The following is a 22797-nucleotide window of genomic DNA, read 5'->3' as shown; positions in this document are numbered from 1 at the left end:
GCCTCGTACTATGATTACTACAAAAGACAAAATTCAGGCCGTCGAACAGTTCGCCGAAAAAGTGGTGGAAGTCGAAGGTCGCAGTTTATGGCAAGACGCACGTCGTCGCTTTTTTTCGAACCATGCCGCCGTAACTAGCTTGGTTATTCTGGCACTGATTACCGCCATCGCCTTACTTGGCCCCTTTCTAAGTCAATGGAATTACGATGATATCGACTGGGAAGCGTTATCTGATATTTCCGTATTGGGCCGCCCTAATATTGAAAACGGTCATTATTTTGGCACAGATACCCTTGGCCGCGATATTTTTGTTCGCACCATGCAAGGTGGTCAAATCTCATTATTAGTTGGCATCATGGGAAGCGCGGTTGCCATTATCATTGGTACGCTTTACGGTGCGACATCTGGTTACATCGGTGGACGCGTTGACAGTGTGATGATGCGTTTCTTGGAAATTCTTAACTCCTTTCCTTTCATGTTTTTTGTGATTATTTTGATGACTTTATTTGGTCGTCATATCTTCTTGATATTTGTTGCCATTGGCGCGATTTCGTGGCTCGACATGGCGCGGATAGTTCGCGGCCAAACCTTGAGCCTAAAAAACAAAGAGTACATCGAAGCGGCTTACGCTTGCGGTGTGTCGACTCCGAAAATCATCTTGCGCCACATAGTGCCAAACGTGCTGGGTATTGTGGTCGTTTATGCGACCTTGTTGGTACCAAATATGATCTTGCTAGAGTCTTTCATCAGCTTCTTGGGACTGGGTGTTCAAGAGCCAATGACCAGCTGGGGCGCATTGATTTCTGAAGGCGCGCAGAACATGGAAATTGCCATCTGGCAATTGGCTTGGCCACTGAGCTTCTTAGTAGTAACGCTATTTTGTTTTAACTTCCTCGGCGATGGCTTACGCGATGCGCTTGATCCAAAAGACCGCTAAGGAGAAGACATGATGAACGTATCCAAAACACAGAATTTACTAGAAGTTAATAACCTACAAGTGAATTTCAGAACGCCAGATGGTTTTGTCACGGCCGTGAATAACCTGAACTTCACTTTGGCTCAAGGCGAGACACTTGGCATCGTTGGCGAGTCTGGCTCAGGTAAAAGCCAAACCGCATTTGCTCTCATGGGCTTGTTGGCCGGCAATGGGGTCATTGAAGGAGAGGCACGCTTTAACGAGCAAAACATTCTGACCCTGAATGAAAAAGCCATGAACCGCATCCGTTCCAAAGAAATTGCGATGATTTTCCAAGATCCAATGACATCATTGAATCCATATATGAAAGTCGGCAAGCAGCTGATGGAAGTCTTGATGCTGCACAAAGGCATGAGTAAAGCCGAAGCCTTTGAAGCCTCCGTCAAAATGCTTGATGCCGTGAAAATGCCAGAAGCGCGCAAGCGCATGAATATGTATCCGCATGAGTTTTCTGGCGGCATGAGACAGCGTGTGATGATCGCTATGGCACTATTGTGCCAACCCAAGTTGTTGATCGCCGATGAGCCAACCACGGCTCTAGACGTAACTGTACAGGCTCAGATTCTGACCTTACTGAACGAGTTAAAAGATGACTTCAACACTTCCATCATTATGATTACTCATGATTTGGGCGTGGTCGCTGGTTTATGTGACAAGGTACTGGTGATGTACGCAGGACAAACCATGGAATACGGTACCGCCGAAGACGTATTTTATCGTCCAACGCATCCATATACACAAGGTTTGTTAAAAGCGATTCCGCGCCTAGATGGTGATGACGAAAAGCTATCAACGATTCCAGGCAACCCACCAAACTTGCTGCATATGCCATCAGGCTGCCCATTCCAAGCCCGTTGTGAGTTTGCCAGAGAACGCTGCGGGGAAAGCATGCCACCGCTAGAAGAATATGCACCGGGTCAGTTACGAGCTTGTCATAAATCCGTTGACGGATGGGTCGCCTAATGAACATGTCAAATAATGTATTAATGGAAGTGAACAACTTAAAAGTCCACTTCAACATCAAATCAGACAATGCCTGGCCATGGGAAAAAGGCCAAGCACTAAAAGCCGTGGATGGCGTTGATTTAACCATTTATGCGGGTGAAACCCTCGGTGTGGTGGGTGAATCTGGCTGTGGAAAATCCACCCTAGCCCGTGCTTTACTGCGCCTTGTGCCCATAACCGAAGGCAATGTGGTGTGGCTTGGACAAGATCTAACAGACTTGGACAAGAAGCAAATGCGCAGTAAACGCCAAGAGCTACAGATGATCTTTCAAGATCCTTTGGCGTCCCTTGATCCACGCATGACAGTGGGTGATATCATCGCTGAGCCACTAAAAACCTTTCGCCCAGAGCTATCAAAAGCCGAAGTGAAGGCCGAAGTACGTGCTATGATGGATCGCGTGGGGTTATTACCAAACGTGATTAACCGCTACCCACATGAATTCTCTGGTGGTCAGTGTCAGCGTATCGGCATTGCGCGCGCCTTGATTCTAAAACCTAAGTTAGTTGTCTGTGATGAACCCGTATCGGCATTGGATGTTTCGATTCAAGCACAAGTAGTGAATTTGTTGAAAGAACTACAAGCGGAAATGGGCTTGTCTTTAGTGTTTATCGCACACGATTTAAGCGTGGTAAAACACATTTCAGACCGAGTTTTGGTGATGTACTTGGGTAACGCGGTTGAACTCGCTAGCAAACGCGCGCTATACGAAAACCCTCAGCACCCATACACCAAAGCCTTGCTGTCTGCTGTGCCTGTGCCAGATCCAAAAGCAGAACGGGGTAAGAAGATCCAGTTATTAACAGGTGACTTACCCTCTCCTATCAGCCCGCCTTCTGGCTGTGTTTTTCGTACCCGTTGCCCTCATGCTAACGAAGGCTGTGCTCAGCAAAAACCCATTCTGAAAGCCATCTCTTCAGAACATCAGGTTGGCTGTTCACGTTTAGCTGAACTGCCTTAAACCAAATCACAGTCGTTTAAGTTCACCCTCTAACCCCTTTTGACTTTAATCAAAAAGGGTTAGAGGGTCCTGAACTGTAATATTCTGTTATCACGGACTGATTTTTGCCCACAGACCGACGGTTTTTGTCTATCATGGATTCTTTTACAGAATGACTTAGAGTTCCAGTATGCGTTTATTGTCTTTTATATTCCTTGTTAGTGGTTTTTGCCTTACCAGCTACGCCCTTGCTGACAATGTCCCTAATTCCCCAACAGGCAGAATCGTTTTGACTGTATCAGGAACAGCCATTGATGCAGGCCAAGTAGGCTTTGATATGGCTATGTTAGACGCCTTACCTCAACACAAGATCACAACACACACGCCTTGGACGCAAGGGCCACATACTTATCGAGGCTTTTCCGCTGTGGATTTATTAAGCTACCTAGGCAGTGATGGAAACCTACTGCAGGTCACTGCACTTAACCAATATATGACCGAAATCCCAATCAGCGATTTTATCGAAAAAGGTGCGATTTTTGCTACGCGCCAAGATGAAAGATTGATTAACGTGCGCAGTCTAGGACCAATTATGGTGATCTACCCATTTGACCAGCAAGAAGAACTCAAGTCGGAAAAAATTTATGGCCGCTCTATTTGGCAAGTTACCCATATCAAATCCATCTTGTTGGTAGACTAAATAATGCGCCTGTTTCAGAGAAAAATGTGGCTATCCATTTTCAAACAATGGGTTATGTATGGCTTTATACTTTTCATCATTACGGTGGCTTTAGCTATTTTTAGCATCATCACTTACACCAGTGATGGCTCCAAAAACAACAGCCGACGTGTTTTTGAAAGCTCCTTGTGGAACGCCCTGCAATTGCAACTGCAATCATATCGTTTTCTGAACTATCTTATTGAATTAGACCAACAAGCCCCTTCATTAAATGGTGAGGCTTTTTTCAGGTACGACGTATTAATGAGCCGAGTAGATCTGCTCAGAAAAGGTGAAATCGGTGAATTAATTCGTAATTTTGAAGGTGGTCGTACGACAAGATTGCTAAACATTATTAATGGCGAAATGGAGTTACTGAGTTTTCAGTTATCGAAAATAGAGGCTGGCGACTACAGCTATCTGCCTGCATTAGTTGAGCGGGTAAAAAGTGTCGACACACAGATCAACGAGTTCGTCACACTGGTCAACAAAGGCAGCAACGACTACATATCCGATCAACATAAAACGTTACAAAAAAACCTAGATACTATTCAGTTACTGTCGATAATACTTCTCGCGTGTTTACTGGGTCTGGGCTTTTTTACTATTAAGGGATTAGTTCAGCTTAAGCGTGTTTTTAAACTAAACAGCAACCTCAACGACAATATTCAAGCTGTTCACGAAGATAAAGCGCAGATGTTGACCTTTATCAATCAAGAAACACGACCTCCTATTAACGCGATTTTGGGTATAGCCAGCACTCTTAACAGTCCCGAGACGCCTAAGAACACCAAAGCTCTTGCTAAACATATTGAAGAGTCTGGTAACCAACTACTGCAGATTATCGAAATGCTCTCAGACTTAGCGTTAATTGACGCTAAAAAGCTGGCGCTGACCCCAACGATCGAGCCACTGAAAAGCAGTATCGAAGACTGTCTCATTCTATTTGAATCTCAAATGGCGCGTAAAAACCTACAAAGCATTGTCTATATCGATCCAAACTTACCGGCCTTTGTTTGCTTAGACCTAATCCGAACCAAAGAGATTATAGTCGCGCTTTTGCAAAACGCCATTAACCATACCCCGACAGGCAGTATCAGTTTGCAAGTTCGCCCTTCGGCGTCTGGTGCTCCGGTAATACCTTTACCAGCGGGCACCAAAGAAGTAAGCGTCATGCAAATCGCCCTAAGAGATACAGGACAAGGCATGACGGATGAGTTACAGCAAAACCTTAGAATTAACCCGTCTTTGCCGATGCAACAAGAAGGACCTCTGCCAAGCAAAGTCGGCTTGAGTTTGGCGCTGTGTCATAAGCTGGTGTATTTAATGAAAGGGGAAATGCATTTCTCATGTGCTCCACAAAAAGGCTGTGAGTTTTGGGTCGATATCCCGTTTTACGTTTCAGATACAGGCCCGATAATAGAACAACACAAACCGCCACAGTGCCCAGACAATACGCAGGCACTATTAATCGAGACGGACGCTCAACTAGCCAAAGTCATCAGCTTACAGCTCGCAACCATGAACATCAGTGTAACTGTCTCCAAAGAAGGCAGTATGCAAGACAATAGACACTGTAACCTAGTCATTTTAGGCAATACAGCAAGCTTTGAACGAGATGGTCACGATGCCCTTCAGCAGTGGAAAAATCGATCTTGTCCTGTGATGAGTTACCACCCTCTTGCAATTAACTACTCAGACTTTCAGGTCAAACCCTTACATTTTCCGATCACGCAAAGCCAACTTGAAGCACACATAATCACACTATTCGCCAACAAAAAGCCTCTCCAAGGGTCGACAAAAAATGATTGATCACGCACATCTGAATTCACTTATCCAACTCATTGGAAAAGACACTATGAACGACATACGTTTGGAGTTTATAGCCGACAGCCAAGAGAAAATGGCCCTGTTGTTTCAAGCATGGCACGACAAAGATTATGACACTTTAAAAAATATTGGTCATTCGCTCAAGTCCGCCAGTTTGAATATGGCCTTACGGATGCTTGCCGAGCAATACCAGCAAATAGAAAGGCTAGCGGCGCAACATAATAATCATGACATGCAAGCAATTATGGATCAGTTGCCAGCCCTTCATGAAGCGTCTTTGAAAGAGCTGGATAACCTCTTTATAAACGGCTTAGATTGACCAGTTCATATCCGTTGCAGCAATAAAGGTCGACACAAACGACTCTAGCCCTACTTGATCAGCTTCAGAAAAGCGGCCTACTTTGGGACTGTCCATATCAAACACGCCGATTAACTTGCCATCAACAACAACCGGGATAACCACTTCACTAGCAGACGCTGCATCACAGGCAATATGACCTTCAAATGCATGTACGTCTTCGATACGCTGTGTTTGTAAGGCGGTGGCGGCTTTGCCGCAGACGCCTCGGCCAAACGGAATACGCGTACACGCAACCTTGCCAACATAAGGCCCAAGCACCAACTCTTCACCACGGGCAAAATAAAAACCAGACCAATTCAAATCCGCCACAGTTTGCATCACGAATGCCGAAAACTGAGCCGCATTACAAATTAAGTCGCGCTCACCGCTTAACAAAGCCGCTAATTGAGTATTTAACTCACGATAAGATTCTTCAACAGAAGCGGTAGGATTGGTTTCTATGGTAAACATTGTATTTCACACCCGTTAAAACGAAAAGCAGATGATAACAAAGTCGGCTCAATAGCCCACTAATAAACAAAGAAAAGACGATGACAACAGCAGGAAAATATAGAAGGAGGAAAAGAAAATAATTGATCTCTTGGCTAGCCAATCAAATTAACCAAGAGATCAATAGTGCTGTTTATTTATCAGTTACTTGGGCAGCAAGATCATTCACATTCACGTGACGAACGTCCACGCCTTTCACCATGAAGATCAAATGCTGACAAGTATGACGAGCATGATCACCAATACGTTCTAGAGAACGTAAAACCCAAATAACATTAATAACGCGCGAAATGCTACGCGGATCTTCCATCATATAAGTCACCAAAGAGCGCATCGCCGTATTGTACTCTTGGTCAACGGCACGGTCTTGTTTAGCCACTTTAATCGCGGCCTCAATGTCTAAACGCGCGTACGCGTCTAGTGAATCGTGAATCATGCGTGCAACCATTTGGCCAATACGGTTAATCTCCACATAACCACGCGGAGACTCACCTTCATTGATCAGATTCAAGGTCAGGTTGGCAATTTTCTTTGCTTCGTCACCGATACGCTCAAGCTCACTGACCGCTTTACTGATCGACAAAATCATGCGTAAGTCAGACGCCGCAGGTTGGCGTTTCGCCAAAATACGACGACATTCTTCGTCGATCAATCCATCTAGCTGATTCACCGTCGAGTCTTGATTTTTGACGTCTTCTGCCAAAGAGCCATTTGCATCTAATAACGCTTGTACCGCATCTTGCACTTGGTTTTCTACAACACCGCCCATGGTTAAAAAGTGTTGGCGAAGCAGTTCCAGCTCGTTGTTAAACTGCTGAGAAATATGATCCGTGGTTAATTCTTTCATAATGCGTCCCCCGCCTAGCCGTAGCGGCCCGTGATGTAGTCTTCTGTTTGTTGTTTACTTGGATTCGTAAACAAGGTGTTCGTATCACCAAACTCAACTAAGTCGCCCATGTACATAAAAGCAGTATAGTCAGAAACCCGCGCTGCTTGCTGCATATTGTGTGTCACAATCGCGATAGTGAATTCGTTTTTCAGCTCATGGATCAATTCTTCAATTTTCAATGTTGAAATAGGATCCAGTGCAGAAGCTGGCTCATCCAACAACAGCACCTCAGGTTTTACCGCCACCGTACGAGCGATAACCAAACGCTGTTGCTGACCACCTGACATGCCCAAGGCACTTTCGTGTAGACGGTCTTTTACTTCGTCCCATAAAGCCGCTGAACGCAATGCCCACTCAACGGTTTCATCAAGCAAACGCTTTTTATTAATCCCTTGAATACGAAGGCCGTAAGCCACGTTTTCATAAATACTTTTCGGGAACGGGTTCGGCTTCTGGAACACCATACCAACGCGACGACGTAGCTCTGCCACGTCAGTGCCTTTCGCGTAGATATTCTGATCACGCAAGTTGATCTCACCCGTAATACGGCACCCATCAACTAAATCATTCATGCGGTTAAAACAACGCAATAGCGTCGATTTACCACAACCAGAAGGCCCGATAAACGCAGTCACCTTTTTCTCTGGAATGATCATGTTCACGCCTTTCAGCGCTTCTTTTTCACCGTAATACAGGTGCAAATCGTTTACAGATAGGCAAACGGTTTCATCTTCAATACGCAAAGCCTGTTGGCTACGCTGCATTGCTGAAATATCAATTGAGTGTGTTTTAACGTCGCTCATAATAATCTCTTCTCCGCCGCTTACATTTCCAGCGATTTGTATTTTTCACGTAAATGATTTCGGATCGTCACTGCAGACAAGTTTAATAGCGCAATCACAATCACAAGCAATAAGGCTGTTGCATACACCAATGGTCGCGCGGCTTCTACGTTTGGACTTTGAAAGCCTACATCGTAAATATGGAAGCCTAAGTGCATAAATTTCTGATCCAAATGGATATAAGGGTAATTACCATCCAATGGTAACGATGGCGCCAATTTAACCACGCCCACCAACATCAACGGTGCTACTTCACCCGCCGCTCGCGCTACCGCCAAGATAACACCAGTCATAATAGCTGGACTGGCCATTGGCAGAACAACACGCCATAAGGTTTCAAATTTCGTTGCACCCAATGCCAAGCTGCCTTCACGTACATTGCGAGGAATACGTGACAAACCTTCTTCGGTTGCCACGATCACCACAGGCACAGTCAATAAGGCTAGCGTGATAGACGCCCACATCAAACCACCGGTACCAAAGGTCGGAGATGGCAAGGCTTCTGGGAAGAAAGCTTGGTCAATGCCAGACCCTAGGAAGTAAATAAAGAAGCCTAAACCAAATACACCGTAAACGATGGAAGGTACGCCTGCTAAGTTGTTCACTGCGATACGAATAGTACGAGTAACCCAACCTTGCGCCGCGTATTCACGCAGATAAACAGCAGCAACGACACCAAATGGCGTTACCAGAACCGTCATCAGCAACACCATCATGACTGTACCGAAGATAGCTGGAAACACACCGCCTTCGGTATTGGCTTCACGTGGTTCGTCAGATAGGAATTCCCACACTTTTGTGAAGTAGAATCCCATCTTCTGCCCGACGCTCATCGCATTAGGGCGGAAGGCATGAACAATTTTTGCCACTGGCATTTCATGCTCTGTGCCGTCCATCACTTGAACAATGAAGGTATCACGATTTATCTGAGCATAAAGGTCGATCAGGCTTTGCTGTAAGCCTTTATACTCTTCATCGTATTGGCTACGCTCTGCTGCCAAGTCAGCTTCCGCGGCGGGTGTTAGCTTACCTTCTAGCTCTAAACGACGTTGCTCAAGGCGAATTCGTTCAAGTGCGTAGTTGATTTTGCCAATATCTTTTTTCTCAATGACATGAATTTCATCGAAAATTCTCGCCGCACGTTCAATGCTTTTTTCGAACGCATTCCATGTCGCCAAGGCAGAATCTGTAGGCTCTAGATCAGCGGTTTCAGAAACGATTGTGCCATCTTCTTTAACGGCTTTTAGGTAACCATATAAGTTGCCCCATTCACGACGTTCTGCCGTAAACATCATTTCTGGGCGCTTAGTTTCAGTTAAATACTCATCGATCACCCAACGAAAATCCGAACCGTACACATCACGGTTACCGGTTTTCATCAGAGTACGTTGCATTAGTTGGTGATTGTCAGGAATAGCGATCCCTGCTTCACGCAACTGAGCCGCAGGTACTTCAACGCTTTCAACACGTTCTGCAACCAGGTTGTATTCAGGCTCACCAGGCAAAGCGTAATGAGATTCCACCACGTCTGCTGGCCAAAAATGCCCTAGACCACGCACTGCAATTAAAAGTAACAACCCCACCACCATGATGACAGAAATCGCCACAGCACCAGCGTTCAGCCACACCCATGGATCACCAGATTTCACCCATTCGGATACGGACTTTTTCTTCATTTTCATTTCAGTACTCATTATAGCGACCCGTATTTTTTGCGTAGGTGCTGACGCACGGTTTCAGCGATTGTGTTCACCACAAAGGTGAAGATAAAGAGCACAAATGCCGCCAAGAACAAGATACGATAGTGAGAACTTCCCACTTCTGACTCAGGCACTTCCACCGCCAAGTTGGCAGCAAGCGTTCGCATACCTTCAAAGATGTTGAAGTCCATAATTGGTGTATTACCTGTTGCCATCAATACGATCATGGTTTCACCAACCGCACGACCCATACCAATCATGACAGCCGAGAAAATACCTGGGCTTGCAGTCGGTAATACGACACGCGTCATGGTCTGCCAGTACGTCGCACCCAATGCCAATGAACCTTGAGTTAAGACTTTTGGCACACTAAAGATGGCGTCTTCGGTAATAGAGAAGATAGTAGGAATAACCGCAAAGCCCATGGCAAATCCCACAACCAGCGCGTTGCGTTGGTCAAAAGTGATACCAAGATCATTGGTAATCCAGCCGCGAATGTTGCCGTCAAAGAAGCTCAGCTCGATGATTGGACTCATCGCCAAACAAAACCAAGCCAAGAAGACGATGACAGGAATCAACAACAATGGTTGCCAACCTTCAGGCACCATCCAGCGAATTTGCTGAGGCAGACGCGACCAAAGATAAGCAAACAATAAAATGCCAACCGGAAGTACAACGAAAATACTGAAGGTCGCCGCTAGATTTTCTTCTAAAAAAGGCGCGAAGAACAAACCGGCTAAGAAGCCCAAAATTACTGTCGGCAAGGCTTCCATTAATTCGATGACAGGTTTGATCTTACGACGCAGAGCTGGAGCCATGAAGTAAGCCGTATAGATTGCACCGCAAATAGCCAACGGTACCGCCATTAACATAGCGTAAAAAGCCGCTTTTAAAGTACCAAACGCCAATGGCATCAAACTGTATTTAGGCTCAAAATCATTGTTCGCTGCAGAAGACTGCCAAGTATAAGTCGGCTCTTGATACCCTTCGTACCAAACCTGCCCCCACAAAGAAGACCAAGACACTTCAGGGTGCTCGTTATCTACGTAGAAGAAGTGCAATCCCTTGTCATCTTCTAGAAGTAGGCCGTTTGCTCGCGGTGCAAAACTGATTAGACGAGCATTGTCATCACTCAATTTTTCGTTTAGCACTTGGCGAGTCGAAGTGGCATTATAAATAGCAACCAAGCCACGCTCATCCAGTGTGGCAAAGCCTTTACGACGTTGTTCCATTGCCAAATCCACTAAAGCAACGGGTTGTTTTACGTCTCGGATGAAGGTGAGTTTTTCTTCATTCGTGTCATCGTTACGTACATTGAACCACTGGCTCACTCGGCCAGAAGTGTCCGCCACCATGATGGATGATTTGCCTAGCAGATACGTCATCGATACCAGCTTGGTATCGGCCTCTTTGATTAAAGCGATCTCGTCTTTTAATTCAATATTATCAAAGTCACGCAGGTCAAACTCGCTCATCGCGCCAGATCGCGTTGCAACATAGAGATAACGTTGATCACCACTCAGCAGCATACTAGCTACATCAGGAACAAATGGTAACGGCTCGCTTTGCTCACTCAATTCCACTTCTTCGGTAATGAAGTTAACGTCTTTCGTTACCTTAGTAATCGAGCTGCTTGAGTCGCCAATCGCAGCGATAGTTAAGCTGTCACTGCCGTCGCGCACTGTTAATTTGTTGATAGTAAAATCCGCAACATCAATGGGATCTTCACCGTAAGGGTATTCAACTATAGGAGTGATCTTACGTGTGCCATCAGGATAAGAAATTTTGTAATTATGCTTTACGATTAACGCTTTGCCATCTTCATAACCAAACGCTATTAAACGACTGGTATCCGATTCAACTGCAAAGGCGGTGACTTTTTCAGAACGAATGTTCTTGATGTTGTCGATTACACTGCCATCAGCAACAGAGAAGAAGACAATGCTACCATTACTCGTCACTCGCATCCCGACTTCAGATTGCTCTTCAGTGGTTAAATAAAGACTTTTACCTTGATCTTCTGCAGGCAAAGAATAACTCGCCTCAAGATCAACACTGGCGCTAGAGAACAAAGGCGCCACTTCATAAAGTAAATAGAAGCAAATCAGCAGCACAGCTAAAATAACACTGCTGCCCCCTACGGCAATCCCCATTCCGGCCATCCGGTCTTTTAGGGCGCGAATTTTACGATGACGCTTTAAAGCTGGCGTATTGAAATCCAGTTCAGGCATCTGATGGTCAGTTGATTTAGTCATCCGCATTCATCTTTGTTGTGTGACGTTTTTATGTGACAGTAGTATGACAGCCTACGAAGAAAGAAAAGTAGGAGAGCGTTTCGGCCCTCCTACTTTAAGCATTTCATCCGTAGCTCGCTACAGCGTTACTTAGTTAATACCTAGATCTTTCAAGTACTTACTAGCTACTTTCGCTGGAAGAGGAACATAACCGTCTTTTACAACAACCTCTTGACCCATTTTAGAAAGTACCATTTTAACGAATTCACGTTGTAGTGGTTCGAGCGGCTTATTAGGCGCTTTGTTTACATAAACGTAAAGGAAACGAGACAATGGGTATGCGCCAGTTGCTGCGTTTTCAATCGTTGCATCGATGAACTTACCACCTTCTTTCTTCGTCAAAGGAACAGCGCGTACAGAAGAAGTTTTGTAACCGATACCAGAGTAACCAATACCGTTAAGAGACGTAGAAACAGACTGAACAACAGACGCAGAACCTGGTTGCTCGTTTACAGAGTTTTTGAAGTCACCTTTGAAAAGAGCATGCTCTTTAAAGTAACCATAAGTACCAGATACAGAGTTACGACCAAATAGCTGAACATCACGATTTGCCCAAGCGCCAGTTAAACCAGCTTTACCCCAGTTAGTGATGTCTTCACTGTGTCCACCCTTACGAGTAGAAGAAAAAATGGCATCTACTTCTGGAAGAGACAAACCTTTGATTGGGTTATCTTTGTGTACGAAAACTGCTAGAGCATCGATTGCCACTGGAACCGCTGTTGGCTTGTAGCCGTATTTTTTCTCAAACGCTGCGATCTCTTTGTCTTTCATTTGACGAGACATAGGGCCGAAGTTTGACGTACCTTCAGTTAGTGCTGGTGGCGCAGTAGAAGAGCCAGCCGCTTGAATTTGGATGTTCACATTTGGGTACAGGCGTTTAAAGTCTTCCGCCCACAATGTCATCAAGTTTGCTAGGGTGTCAGAGCCAACACTTGAAATATTGCCAGATACGCCACTTGCTTTGCTGTAAGACATCAAATTTGAATCAACATCAGCAAAAGCGTTAACAGAAACGCCTACCGCTGCTGTCATTGCTAAACTTGCAACTAGTTTTTTCATCACATAAACCTCAGTGGTTGTAGTCAAATATTAATGAGCAACTGCCCATAGCTCGTTCGATGTTTTGTACTATAGGAAAGTTATGTGACAGAAATGTTAAACAATGAAATATTTCAAAATTAATTTAATGACCTCACAAAGCGACAACTTTCAGATCGTCAATTTTTCTCGTTCAAACATCAGTTTCATCCTATTACATCGATGTTTGCCAGTGAAAATCATCTAATTTCTTATAAATAGCTTCTAACTTGCCTTTCAAGCCTCCTGTCATATTCCCAAGCATGACGTTATCCAATAGACTAACCATCCGGATTTTTTGGGTAAAATTGCCTGAGTAGATATCCGATAAAAATGATTAAAAAACTGTGGGTACTTTAATGTTAAATAAATTGGTCAGTTCCGCTGAGACCATCTCCCATTATCTGGGGAAATGTGTTGCTTGGTTAACATTGGCGATGATGCTACTTACCTGTCTCATCGTATTGTTGCGTTATGGCTTTGATATTGGTTCGATCGCATTGCAAGAGTCTGTTCTATATCTGCATGCTATGGTTTTTATGTTGGGCGCGGCCTACACCTTTAAGGACGATGAACACGTACGTGTGGATGTCTTTTACCGCGAGTTCTCTGCCACTAAAAAAGCTTGGGTCAATATCATTGGCGGCATCTTCTTTTTGCTGCCTTTTACTCTTTATACCGCCTATTTAAGCTTAGATTATGTTAGCGCAGCTTGGCGGGTATTAGAAACTTCTCCAGAACCAGGTGGTTTGCCTTTCGTTTATCTGCTGAAAACTCTCATCCCTATTATGATGGTGACTCTTATCATTCAAGGTGTTGCTGATATTCTCAAAAACATTGGTGTTATAACGGCTAAAAACGCGAAAGGACAAAACTAATGGTTGAATTTATCCCCTTATGGCTCTTTGCTGGCGTTTGTGTCTGCTTGTTATTTGGTTACCCAGTGGCATTCTCACTTGGCGGTACAGCCTTAATTTTCGCGGCTGTTGGCTCTGTCTTTGGTACGTTTGATGGCGTTTTCCTGGAAGCCCTACCAAACCGTTTATTCGGTATTATTGGTAACGAGACGCTGATTGCTGTCCCGCTTTTTGTATTAATGGGCGTGTTATTAGAAAAGTCCAAATTGGCGGAAAAACTGCTGGATTCTATGGCCATGCTGTTTGGCTCTATGCGCGGCGGTTTGGGTATTTCGGTTATTTTGGTTGGCATGTTACTGGCTGCGAGTACCGGTATTGTTGGTGCTACTGTAGTAACAATGGGGATGATATCGCTACCTACTATGCTACGTCGTGGTTATGACCCTGCGCTCGCCACAGGCACAATTTGTGCGACGGGAACATTAGGGCAAATCATTCCACCTTCGATCGCCTTAGTTTTATTGGGCGATGTCATGTCAAATGCGTTTCAAAAAGCGCAGCTAGAAATGGGTATTTTCTCACCGAAAACCATCTCTGTTGGCGACTTGTTTGTCGGTGCTTTGATTCCAGGCTTGATACTTGTCGGCCTGTATATTCTTTATGTCATTATGGTTGCTTGGTTACAGCCTCACAAAGCCCCTGCGGTTCCTCGCGAAGAGTTGCGCAATGGTTCTACTGAGCCGTTAGCCATCCAGCTGATCAAAGGTCTACTGCCGCCTTTAATATTAATTTTTGCGGTTCTTGGTTCAATCCTAAGCGGGATTGCAACACCGACAGAAGCTGCTGGTGTTGGTGCTCTTGGTGCAGCACTATTGGCTTGGGGCAGCGGTAAACTAAGCTTTCCAACGCTAAAAGATGCCGTGTACTCAACCACAAAAGTCACCTGTATGGTGTTCATGATTCTAATTGGTGCCTCTTTATTTTCATTGGTGTTCCGCGGCTTTGGTGGCGAAGAGTTAATTCAAGACTTCTTCTCTCAGCTACCTGGCGGTGTGGTGGGTGCCATGATTGTTGTGATGTTGCTAATGTTCTTTCTTGGCTTCATTCTAGACTTTATTGAGATCACCTTTGTGGTGGTACCCATCGTGGCGCCTGTGCTATTGGCCATGGGTCTGGATCCGGTTTGGTTGGGCATAATGATGGCGATCAACTTACAAACGTCATTCCTAACGCCACCGTTTGGCTTCGCGCTGTTTTATTTACGTGGCGTAGCGCCCCCAGAGGTTAAAACTCAGTCTATCTACAAAGGGGTGTTACCTTTTATCCTAATCCAGGTATTTGTATTAATAATGTTGTCAGTGTGGCCAGAGTTAGCGACGTGGTTACCAGAACAGGTTTACGCGGATTAATACGAATACATTTGAACAACTTATGAAAAACAAAAATGCTCATTAAGTTAGGACAAAAACATGAAAGCAATGCAAATGAAAGACTACGGTCCTGCCAGCGATTTATCGCTGGCAGAGGCCAATAAACCAAGCATTACCGAAGATCAAATTCTTGTGAAGGTAGGCGCAGCAGGTGTTAATCCAGTGGATACTTATATCCGCTCTGGTACCAACAATTATTCTGCTACTTTCCCTCATACTCCGGGGTCAGATGGTGCCGGTACGATTGTTGAGTTAGGTGCTAACGTCACTGGCTTAGAGATTGGTCAACGTGTTTACTTCAGCCGTAATCTAACAGGATCTTCTGCCGAATTTACAGCATGTGCAGCCACTCACACTTACCCGTTAGCCGAAGCTTTGTCTTTTGAAGAAGGGGCTTGCCTTGGCATTCCTTATACTACAGCACACCGTGCCTTGTTTGGCCGTGCCAATGGCAAAGCAGGCGATAAAGTATTAGTACATGGCGCAACAGGCGCGGTAGGCATTGCCACAGTGCAATTAGCTCTAGCTGCGGGAATGGATGTGGTTGCCAGTTCAGGCACGACAGAAGGCGCAGAGTTGCTGCGCCAGCAAGGTGTGAAAACCGTTATTATGCACAATGAAGCGGATCACCTTGCGCCTTTTCAATCACTAGAAGCAGGCTTCGATATCGTTATCGAGATGCTAGCAAACCACAACTTAGATCAAGACTTAAAAGCCTTGGCCTTTGGCGGTTGCGTCGCTGTCGTAGGGAACCGTGGCACGGTTGAGATCAACCCTAGAGATTTAATGGCGCGTGATGCGTCTGTCGTTGGTGTAGCCTTGGCAAACACTAAACCTGCCGAGCTTTCCTTGATTGCGAAAGCCTTACGTCCTTTGTTTGAAAAAGGCGTTCTAAAGCCTGTTATTCGTCACAGCTATGCGCTAACAGAGTTAGCTCAAGCCCATGAAGATGTATTGAAATCTGGTGCCCTAGGCAACTTGGTTATTCGTATCAGCTAACATTAGCGAATATGACTCAAGCACAGCGCTTTATTCGTTCTCTATGGGATAAAGTGCTGTGTTTACTATTTTCTTCACGTATTCATTTATACTGCGTTAAAACGCAATTCATGCGGTAAAATCCGATATCTTCACAAAAATCCGCTACTAAAGAGCCCTTAAGGCCGCTATACTTTCTCACTTATGTTTATTCCAAAGGCGCACTTTGACTCAGTCTGATTCCGATGTTTTCAGCCTACCTGCCGAAGCGGACACACACGATCACGACTATCACCAACTAGTGGTAGTACTGGATGGCAACACCGATTTCGACATCCAAGGTAAAGGCAAACAGCTACATACAGGCGAAGGTTGTATCCTTCCGTCTGCGAATAGCCACGCCTTTGCAGGGTTAGGTGAAAACCGCATCATGGTGGTCAATCTGCCCATTCCGCCGCAAAAAAGCATTACTGACGAAGAATACGAAGTAGTTTCTCGCTTATTTGATCAAGCGGCTTATTTTCAACTTAACCCCCGTTTGCAGATTCTAGCATCCGCCCTATCCGGTGAATTGCAGCAATATCCGAATGACCTGATGTTAGCCCGCGCCTGCGGTAACACTCTGCTAAGCGCCATACGCCATCAAATCAATAACAAAGATGTCCGCACCCGTGGTAACCAACTGGATATCGACAAATTAGACCAATTTATCGAATTAAACCTGTCTCGCCGTGTGCATATAGACCAACTGGCTAACTTTTGCTTTTTGAGTGTCAGTCAGTTTCACGAACGTTTCAAAGATCGCACCGGCATGACGCCGCACCAGTACCTAATGCGCAAACGCCTAGAGCGAGCACAAAGTTTACTGGCCGAAGGTTTTCCACCTATTCAAGTGGCAGAAATGTGTGGCTTTTCAAGCCAAAGCGCCATGACCAACGTGTTTTCTCAAACCCTTGGCATTACGCCATTAAAATACCAAAAACAATTCAGTAACCGCTGATTTTTGGTCTTAATTCATTAAGCACAACAACCCTGCCTCATTTGTAAGTATTACCATCACCTCCTCACAACTTCTGCATGATAATAAATTACTGCTATGCTTATTCTTGTCCAGTCGGACTTTCTTATAAAAAAAAACGACTTTTTCGAAAGACAATTTATCCCTTCTGTCACTAAAGTGTCAGCATTATCCAGACATGCATTTTTTTGATTCAGCAGAGTGAAAAGCAGTCAAAAAAACGCTTAATGCTCTATAACAATATGCGGCCTTAATAAAACACCAAGCGGTTTTTTATATTAACGCGGGAGAATCCAACCATGTTTAAAGCGATTGAGGTGTTACAACCTAACTTCATTCAGCGTCCACTCAATGAATTGTGGCAGCTTATTTCCCCTCTTTACAATATGGATGAAGAGAAGTGGTTAAAGGAATTGCTACCTTTAGCAAAACCATCTGAAGGTGAGCTAGAAAACCAAACCAATGCAGCCGCAAATTTAATTGCCGACGTGCGCCAAGACGACGACAGCATGTCGATGATTGACGCCTTGTTGCTAGAGTACAGCCTAGACACCAAAGAAGGCATTTTGTTGATGTGTTTAGCTGAAGCACTCATGCGTGTACCAGACAAAGAAACGGCCGACGCTTTTATCAAAGACCGTTTGAGCGTTGCCGATTGGGCATCTCACGCAAAAAATTCAGATTCCTTCTTCGTTAATGCCTCCACTTGGGGCTTATTGTTAACGGGCAAAATCGTCACTATGGACGAGAAAAAAGATGGAACACCAGCTAATTTAGTGAACCGCATGGTAAACCGTGTTTCTGAGCCGGTGATTCGTAAAGCGATGAACCAAGCAATGAAAATCATGGGGCATCAGTTTGTACTAGGTCGCAGCATTGAAGAAGCCTTGTCCCGTGGTAAAAGCTACCGTGACAAAGGTTACACATACTCGTTCGACATGCTTGGTGAAGCCGCACTGACCGCTGCTGACGCTGACAAATACCTAACGTCTTATATGAAAGCGGTCGAATCTGTTGGCAAAGATACCTACAGTCAAAAGCACCGCCCAACTATTTCTATCAAGTTATCAGCCCTTCACCCGCGTTATGAAGTGGGCTGTGAAGAACGTGTAATGACAGAATTGTTCGACAGTGTTAAAGGCTTAATCACCAAAGCTCGCTCGTTGAATGTTGGCATCACAATCGATGCAGAAGAAGCAGACCGTCTAGAGTTGTCTTTGCATTTGTTCGAAAAACTTTATCGTGACGAATGCACTAAAGGCTGGGGCTTATTTGGCCTTGTTGTGCAAGCCTATTCAAAACGTGCGCTACCGGTTTTAGTTTGGTTGGCAGCACTGTCTAAAGAACAAGGCGATCGCATTCCTGTGCGCCTGGTGAAAGGCGCTTACTGGGATTCTGAGATCAAGCTTTGCCAACAACGCGGCATCAATGGTTACCCAGTGTACACTCGCAAAGAATCTACAGACGTGTCTTACTTGGCGTGTGCGAACTTCCTATTAAGCGAACACGCTCGTGCAAACATATTTCCCCAGTTTGCTAGCCATAACGCACACACCATTGCGACCATCAGCTGCATCGCCAAACAATTAGGCGCCAGCGCTGACGAATACGAATTCCAGCGTTTGCACGGTATGGGGGATGCCCTATACAACCGATTGATCAAAGACAGCGACATCTGCGTACGTATTTACGCGCCAGTGGGCAGCCATAAAGACTTACTACCTTACTTGGTTCGTCGTCTGCTTGAAAACGGCGCTAACAGTTCATTCGTTCACCGCCTGATTGACGCCAGCTACCCAATTGCAGATTTGATCGACCACCCAGTGACAACGCTTGAAAGCCGTAAATCATTAGCTAATCCGCATATCAACTTGCCAGCTAACTTGTTTGACGACCGCAAAAACTCGTTTGGCCCAAACATCGAAATTGATTCTGATTGGACCCCTTTCAAAGCCAAAATCGACGTTTTCATGGGACAAGACACTCAATGGCGCGCTTTCCCTATCGTTGGTGGTGAAAAAGTAGCCACTGGACAGTCGCATTCAATCAAGAGCCCATATGATCACAGCCAAACAGCGGGACAAATCGATTGGGCAGACGCAGCGACCGTTACCAAGGCAATTAATCTTGCTGAAGCGGCATTCCCTGCTTGGTCAGCACGTCCAGCAACAGAACGTGCTGATTGCCTAGATAAAATGGCAGATTTGATGGAAGAAAACTACGCGGAACTAATGGCTCTTTGCCACCGTGAAGCAGGTAAAACCATTCAGGACAGCATCGACGAAGTTCGTGAAGCAGTGGATTTCTGTCGCTACTACGCGCAACAAGCTCGTAGCCATTTTGCAGACCCAACAAGCTACACAGATTTCTTAGGCAGTGAAAAACAAACCAAGCTAAACGGCCGTGGCGTATTTACTTGTATCAGCCCATGGAACTTCCCATTGGCCATCTTTACAGGCCAAGTAGTTGCCGCCCTTGTAGTCGGTAACACTGTGGTTGCGAAACCGGCTGAGCAAACCAGCTTAATCGCTTTCCGTGCCATCGAAATGCTACACCAAGCAGGCGTTCCAACTGACGTACTTCACCTATTACCAGGCGATGGCGCGACTGTTGGTGCTCCGTTGACGAGCGACAAACGCATTGCCGGCCTTGCCTTCACAGGTTCTACTGGCACAGCACAATTGATCAACCGTACTCTAGCAGCTCGTGGCGTTGCACCAGTGCCAGTAATTGCCGAAACAGGTGGCCAAAACGCTATGTTAATCGACTCCACGTCATTGCCTGAGCAAGTGGTTCGTGACGCGGTTCGTTCAGCGTTTGCTTCTGCAGGGCAGCGTTGTTCTGCATTGCGAGTCATGTTCGTACAAGCGGACATTGCAGACCGTGTCATTCCAATGATCAAAGGTGCCATGCAAGAGCAAACTGTTGGTCTACCTTACCTGCACAGCACTGACGTGGGTCCGGTTATCGACAAGAAAGCCCAAGACATGTTGCTTGAGCACATCAAACACATGACCAAAGAAAGCAAGCTGATTGCCCAAGCAGAGCTTCCAGACTTCGCAAAAAACGGTACGTTCGTTGCACCAACGGCATTTGAAATCAGCAGCATTGACCAGCTAACGGATGAGAAATTTGGACCTATCCTTCATGTTGTACGCTACAAAGCTCGCGACTTGGATAAGATCATTGACACCATCAATAACTCAGGCTTTGGTTTAACCATGGGTGTGCACAGCCGTAACGAAACCACATGTGCTCGCATCGCGAGTCGCGCTCGTGTTGGTAACCTTTATATCAACCGTGACCAAGTCGGTGCTGTGGTTGGCGTTCAGCCATTTGGCGGACAAGGCTTATCTGGCACAGGACCAAAAGCCGGTGGCCCACATTACCTTCAACGCTTCGCTATTGAGCAAGACCTTTAAGGGGAGACATTACTATGACAATCGTACAACCTATCCAAATTCAGGTCGCTCAAAAAGTCTTCGAAGCATGGGATAAGCTTGGTGTGAATGGACGTGCAGAAGCACTAAAAAAAGCCCTTAATACCTTCCCAGATGCACAAAGAAAAATGGCTGCATGGCAAATAGACAATGCCGAAAAATCCATCGCAGAAACCCGCGTAATGCCTGGGCCAACTGGTGAGCGTAACGAACTTTCAAATCAAGGCCGTGGTGTATTTCTTTGCTCGTCTTTTATCGAAGGCGATAACGCAAAAGTTGGCTTAGTTGGTCAAGTGTTTACTGCGCTTATTGCAGGTAACCCTGTCATTACAGTCGGCCCAACGGGTCAAGAAGTCATGGATATGATTGCGCCATTCGTAGCGGAAGGTGTGGTACAAAATATTGCCGAATCTGCGCAAGATTCGTTGATAGAAGCAGATCATCTTGCAGGTATTGCAACACTTTGCGACCCTGCGCAAGCACAGCTGTTTAGCCAGCGCCTTGCAGCAAAAAGCGGCCTAATCTGTCAATTGGTTGAAGAAACCGATGCAGAGAACCTGAGCAGCATTGCCAAGCCTCATTACTTGTTGCGCTTCGTTACCGAACGCACCGTGTCTAACAACACAACCGCAATCGGTGGCAACGCGACACTGCTTGAATTGGGTAGCATGAACGACTAATTCCTCGTTCGATAAATCGATATGCTATAGAACGAAATAGCCCTTCTACAAGAAGGGCTATTTTTTTTATCTATTGATCAGTACTTAACAAGTCTTACTCAAGCTCACGAGCATTGATGTAAGCACGCTCAGACACTTCGTGCCACGCTCTGACTTTACTATTAAATGCTTTGAAAGAGTCATACACTTTTTGACTCATTGGGTCAGCTGCCGCCACTTCCTCTAAGGTTTCTGCAGACGCATTTTTCAAAGCAATTAAGACTTCTCTTGGGAAGGCTTTAAAAACAACGTTGTGCTCATTCACCAGTGTTTCTAGTGCTGTATTATTACGTGCCGTAAATTCATCCAGCATGTCAGCATTCACTTGGCGAGTTGCCGCTCGTACAATCAATTGCAGATCTTCAGGTAAGGCTTCAAACGCGTCTTTATTATAAAGCGCTTCCATAGTGGAGCCCGGCTCATGCCAGCCAGGGTAATAGTAGAATTTAGCCGCTTTGTACAAGCCAAACGCTAGATCATTGTATGGACCTACCCATTCTGTCGCATCAATAGTCCCAGTTTGCAGTGCTGTAAATATCTCACTACCAGGCAAGTTAACGGGTGTTCCACCGACTTTTTTCAGCACTTCACCACCTAAACCTGGCAGACGCATTTTCAAGCCTTGGAAATCAGCAAGAGAGTTAATCTCTTTATTGAACCAACCTCCCATTTGTACCCCAGTATTACCTGCTGCCATCGGGATAAGATTAAAAGGCGCGTATGTTTCTTCCCATAGTTTTAAGCCACCACCGTAGTGAAGCCAAGAGTTCATTTCTTGTGCGGTAAAGCCAAAAGGAACCGCAGAGAAAAACTGTGCCGCTGGTGCTTTGCCTTTCCAGTAAAAAGCACCGCCATGACCCATTTGTGCTGTGCCACGAGAAACCGCATCGAACACTTCCAATGCGGGAACCAATTCGCCTGCTGCATACACTTTAACCGTTAAGCGACCATTGGACATGGCAGTAATATTTTTCGCTAGATCTTCTGCTGCGGTGCCTAAACCGGGAAAGTTCTTTGGCCATGTAGTGACCATTTTCCAATTAATAACATCGGCCGTTGTTTCTGCCTTTGCTGTTGTTTTTTCTTCTTCAGATCCACCACAAGCAACCAAGGTTGCTGCCGTCAAGCCAACTAATGCTAAGGAACATACGAACAAGTAAGACAATTTTTAGCTGACTTTCAGCTTGTGACAGTATTTCCTCAGAAGCGACATTTAATCACCACTTAACCCACTTG

The 22797-nt window shown here is 45.4% G+C and carries 19 protein-coding genes; 12 read left to right on the top strand and 7 right to left on the bottom strand.

The window, feature by feature from the left end; all coding sequences use genetic code 11:
- The first annotated feature begins 10 nt into the window (after positions 1-10).
- From oppC to DFP77_RS05995, 6 genes are all read left to right on the top strand, one after another.
- Entirely contained in the window at positions 11-937 is a 927-nt protein-coding gene (gene oppC, locus DFP77_RS06020; RefSeq protein ID WP_114411381.1) for an oligopeptide ABC transporter permease OppC, read from the top strand.
- A 9-nt stretch (positions 938-946) separates the two neighbouring features.
- Positions 947-1939 carry an ABC transporter ATP-binding protein gene (locus DFP77_RS06015; RefSeq protein ID WP_374058255.1) on the top strand — a complete coding sequence of 331 codons (993 nt, stop codon included), beginning with the start codon at positions 947-949 and terminating at the stop codon, positions 1937-1939.
- A complete protein-coding gene (gene oppF, locus DFP77_RS06010) occupies positions 1939-2940 on the top strand; it encodes a murein tripeptide/oligopeptide ABC transporter ATP binding protein OppF (RefSeq protein WP_114411380.1) in 1002 nt (333 codons plus the stop codon). The genes DFP77_RS06015 and oppF overlap by 1 nt, the downstream gene beginning before the upstream one ends.
- A 169-nt stretch (positions 2941-3109) precedes the next feature.
- A complete protein-coding gene (locus DFP77_RS06005; protein WP_114411379.1) occupies positions 3110-3619 on the top strand; it encodes a putative pterin-binding protein in 510 nt (169 codons plus the stop codon).
- A 24-nt stretch (positions 3620-3643) separates the two neighbouring features.
- Positions 3644-5449 carry a sensor histidine kinase gene (locus tag DFP77_RS06000; protein ID WP_239544476.1) on the top strand — a complete coding sequence of 602 codons (1806 nt, stop codon included), beginning with the start codon at positions 3644-3646 and terminating at the stop codon, positions 5447-5449.
- Positions 5442-5786, top strand: a complete 345-nt coding sequence (locus DFP77_RS05995) for an Hpt domain-containing protein (protein WP_114411377.1) — start codon at positions 5442-5444, stop codon at positions 5784-5786. Before DFP77_RS06000 ends, DFP77_RS05995 begins: the two co-directional genes overlap by 8 nt.
- Here DFP77_RS05995 and msrC read toward each other — a convergent pair.
- The 6 genes from msrC to DFP77_RS05965 form a co-directional block, all read right to left on the bottom strand.
- Complete coding sequence (gene msrC / locus DFP77_RS05990; RefSeq protein WP_114411376.1) at positions 5778-6278, bottom strand: free L-methionine (R)-S-oxide reductase MsrC; 501 nt, start codon at positions 6276-6278, stop codon at positions 5778-5780. The genes DFP77_RS05995 and msrC overlap by 9 nt on opposite strands.
- Before the next feature lie 172 nt (positions 6279-6450).
- Positions 6451-7164 (bottom strand): phosphate signaling complex protein PhoU, encoded by a 714-nt coding sequence (gene phoU / locus DFP77_RS05985; protein WP_114411375.1) that lies wholly within the window; start codon positions 7162-7164, stop codon positions 6451-6453.
- Between the two features lie 14 nt (positions 7165-7178).
- On the bottom strand, positions 7179-8009 hold the full coding sequence (pstB, locus tag DFP77_RS05980; RefSeq protein WP_114411374.1) for a phosphate ABC transporter ATP-binding protein PstB: 831 nt from the start codon (positions 8007-8009) through the stop codon (positions 7179-7181).
- A 20-nt stretch (positions 8010-8029) separates the two neighbouring features.
- Positions 8030-9730 carry a phosphate ABC transporter permease PstA gene (gene pstA, locus DFP77_RS05975; RefSeq protein ID WP_114411373.1) on the bottom strand — a complete coding sequence of 567 codons (1701 nt, stop codon included), beginning with the start codon at positions 9728-9730 and terminating at the stop codon, positions 8030-8032.
- Between the two features lie 11 nt (positions 9731-9741).
- Positions 9742-12003 (bottom strand): ABC transporter permease subunit, encoded by a 2262-nt coding sequence (locus DFP77_RS05970; protein WP_114411372.1) that lies wholly within the window; start codon positions 12001-12003, stop codon positions 9742-9744.
- A gap of 129 nt (positions 12004-12132) precedes the next feature.
- Entirely contained in the window at positions 12133-13101 is a 969-nt protein-coding gene (locus DFP77_RS05965) for a PstS family phosphate ABC transporter substrate-binding protein (protein ID WP_114411371.1), read from the bottom strand.
- A 377-nt stretch (positions 13102-13478) separates the two neighbouring features.
- On the opposite strand from DFP77_RS05965, the gene DFP77_RS05960 reads away from it, so the two are divergent.
- The 6 genes from DFP77_RS05960 to DFP77_RS05935 all read left to right on the top strand — a co-directional run bounded on the left by DFP77_RS05960 (position 13479) and on the right by DFP77_RS05935 (position 21522).
- The gene (locus DFP77_RS05960) at positions 13479-13997 is read left to right on the top strand and encodes a TRAP transporter small permease subunit (protein WP_114411370.1); all 519 of its coding nucleotides are present in this window, start codon (positions 13479-13481) and stop codon (positions 13995-13997) included.
- Positions 13997-15385 (top strand): TRAP transporter large permease, encoded by a 1389-nt coding sequence (locus tag DFP77_RS05955; protein ID WP_114411369.1) that lies wholly within the window; start codon positions 13997-13999, stop codon positions 15383-15385. Before DFP77_RS05960 ends, DFP77_RS05955 begins: the two co-directional genes overlap by 1 nt.
- A 60-nt stretch (positions 15386-15445) precedes the next feature.
- A complete protein-coding gene (locus DFP77_RS05950) occupies positions 15446-16405 on the top strand; it encodes an NADPH:quinone reductase (RefSeq protein WP_114411368.1) in 960 nt (319 codons plus the stop codon).
- A gap of 205 nt (positions 16406-16610) precedes the next feature.
- Positions 16611-17384 (top strand): AraC family transcriptional regulator, encoded by a 774-nt coding sequence (locus DFP77_RS05945; RefSeq protein ID WP_114411367.1) that lies wholly within the window; start codon positions 16611-16613, stop codon positions 17382-17384.
- A gap of 317 nt (positions 17385-17701) precedes the next feature.
- Positions 17702-20824 (top strand): bifunctional proline dehydrogenase/L-glutamate gamma-semialdehyde dehydrogenase PutA, encoded by a 3123-nt coding sequence (putA, locus tag DFP77_RS05940; protein WP_114411366.1) that lies wholly within the window; start codon positions 17702-17704, stop codon positions 20822-20824.
- A 14-nt stretch (positions 20825-20838) separates the two neighbouring features.
- Entirely contained in the window at positions 20839-21522 is a 684-nt protein-coding gene (locus tag DFP77_RS05935; RefSeq protein ID WP_114411365.1) for a 1-pyrroline-5-carboxylate dehydrogenase, read from the top strand.
- A gap of 94 nt (positions 21523-21616) precedes the next feature.
- Here DFP77_RS05935 and DFP77_RS05930 read toward each other — a convergent pair whose 3' ends face one another.
- The gene (locus tag DFP77_RS05930) at positions 21617-22687 is read right to left on the bottom strand and encodes a TRAP transporter substrate-binding protein (protein WP_258861076.1); all 1071 of its coding nucleotides are present in this window, start codon (positions 22685-22687) and stop codon (positions 21617-21619) included.
- Positions 22688-22797: the final 110 nt, after the last annotated feature.

Origin of the sequence: Marinomonas foliarum, from assembly GCF_003337275.1 — a bacterium.
Taxonomy (GTDB): Bacteria; Pseudomonadota; Gammaproteobacteria; order Pseudomonadales; family Marinomonadaceae; genus Marinomonas; species Marinomonas foliarum.
The sequence above is the reverse complement of the archived record's forward strand: the minus strand, read 5'-3'. Positions and strand labels throughout refer to the sequence as shown.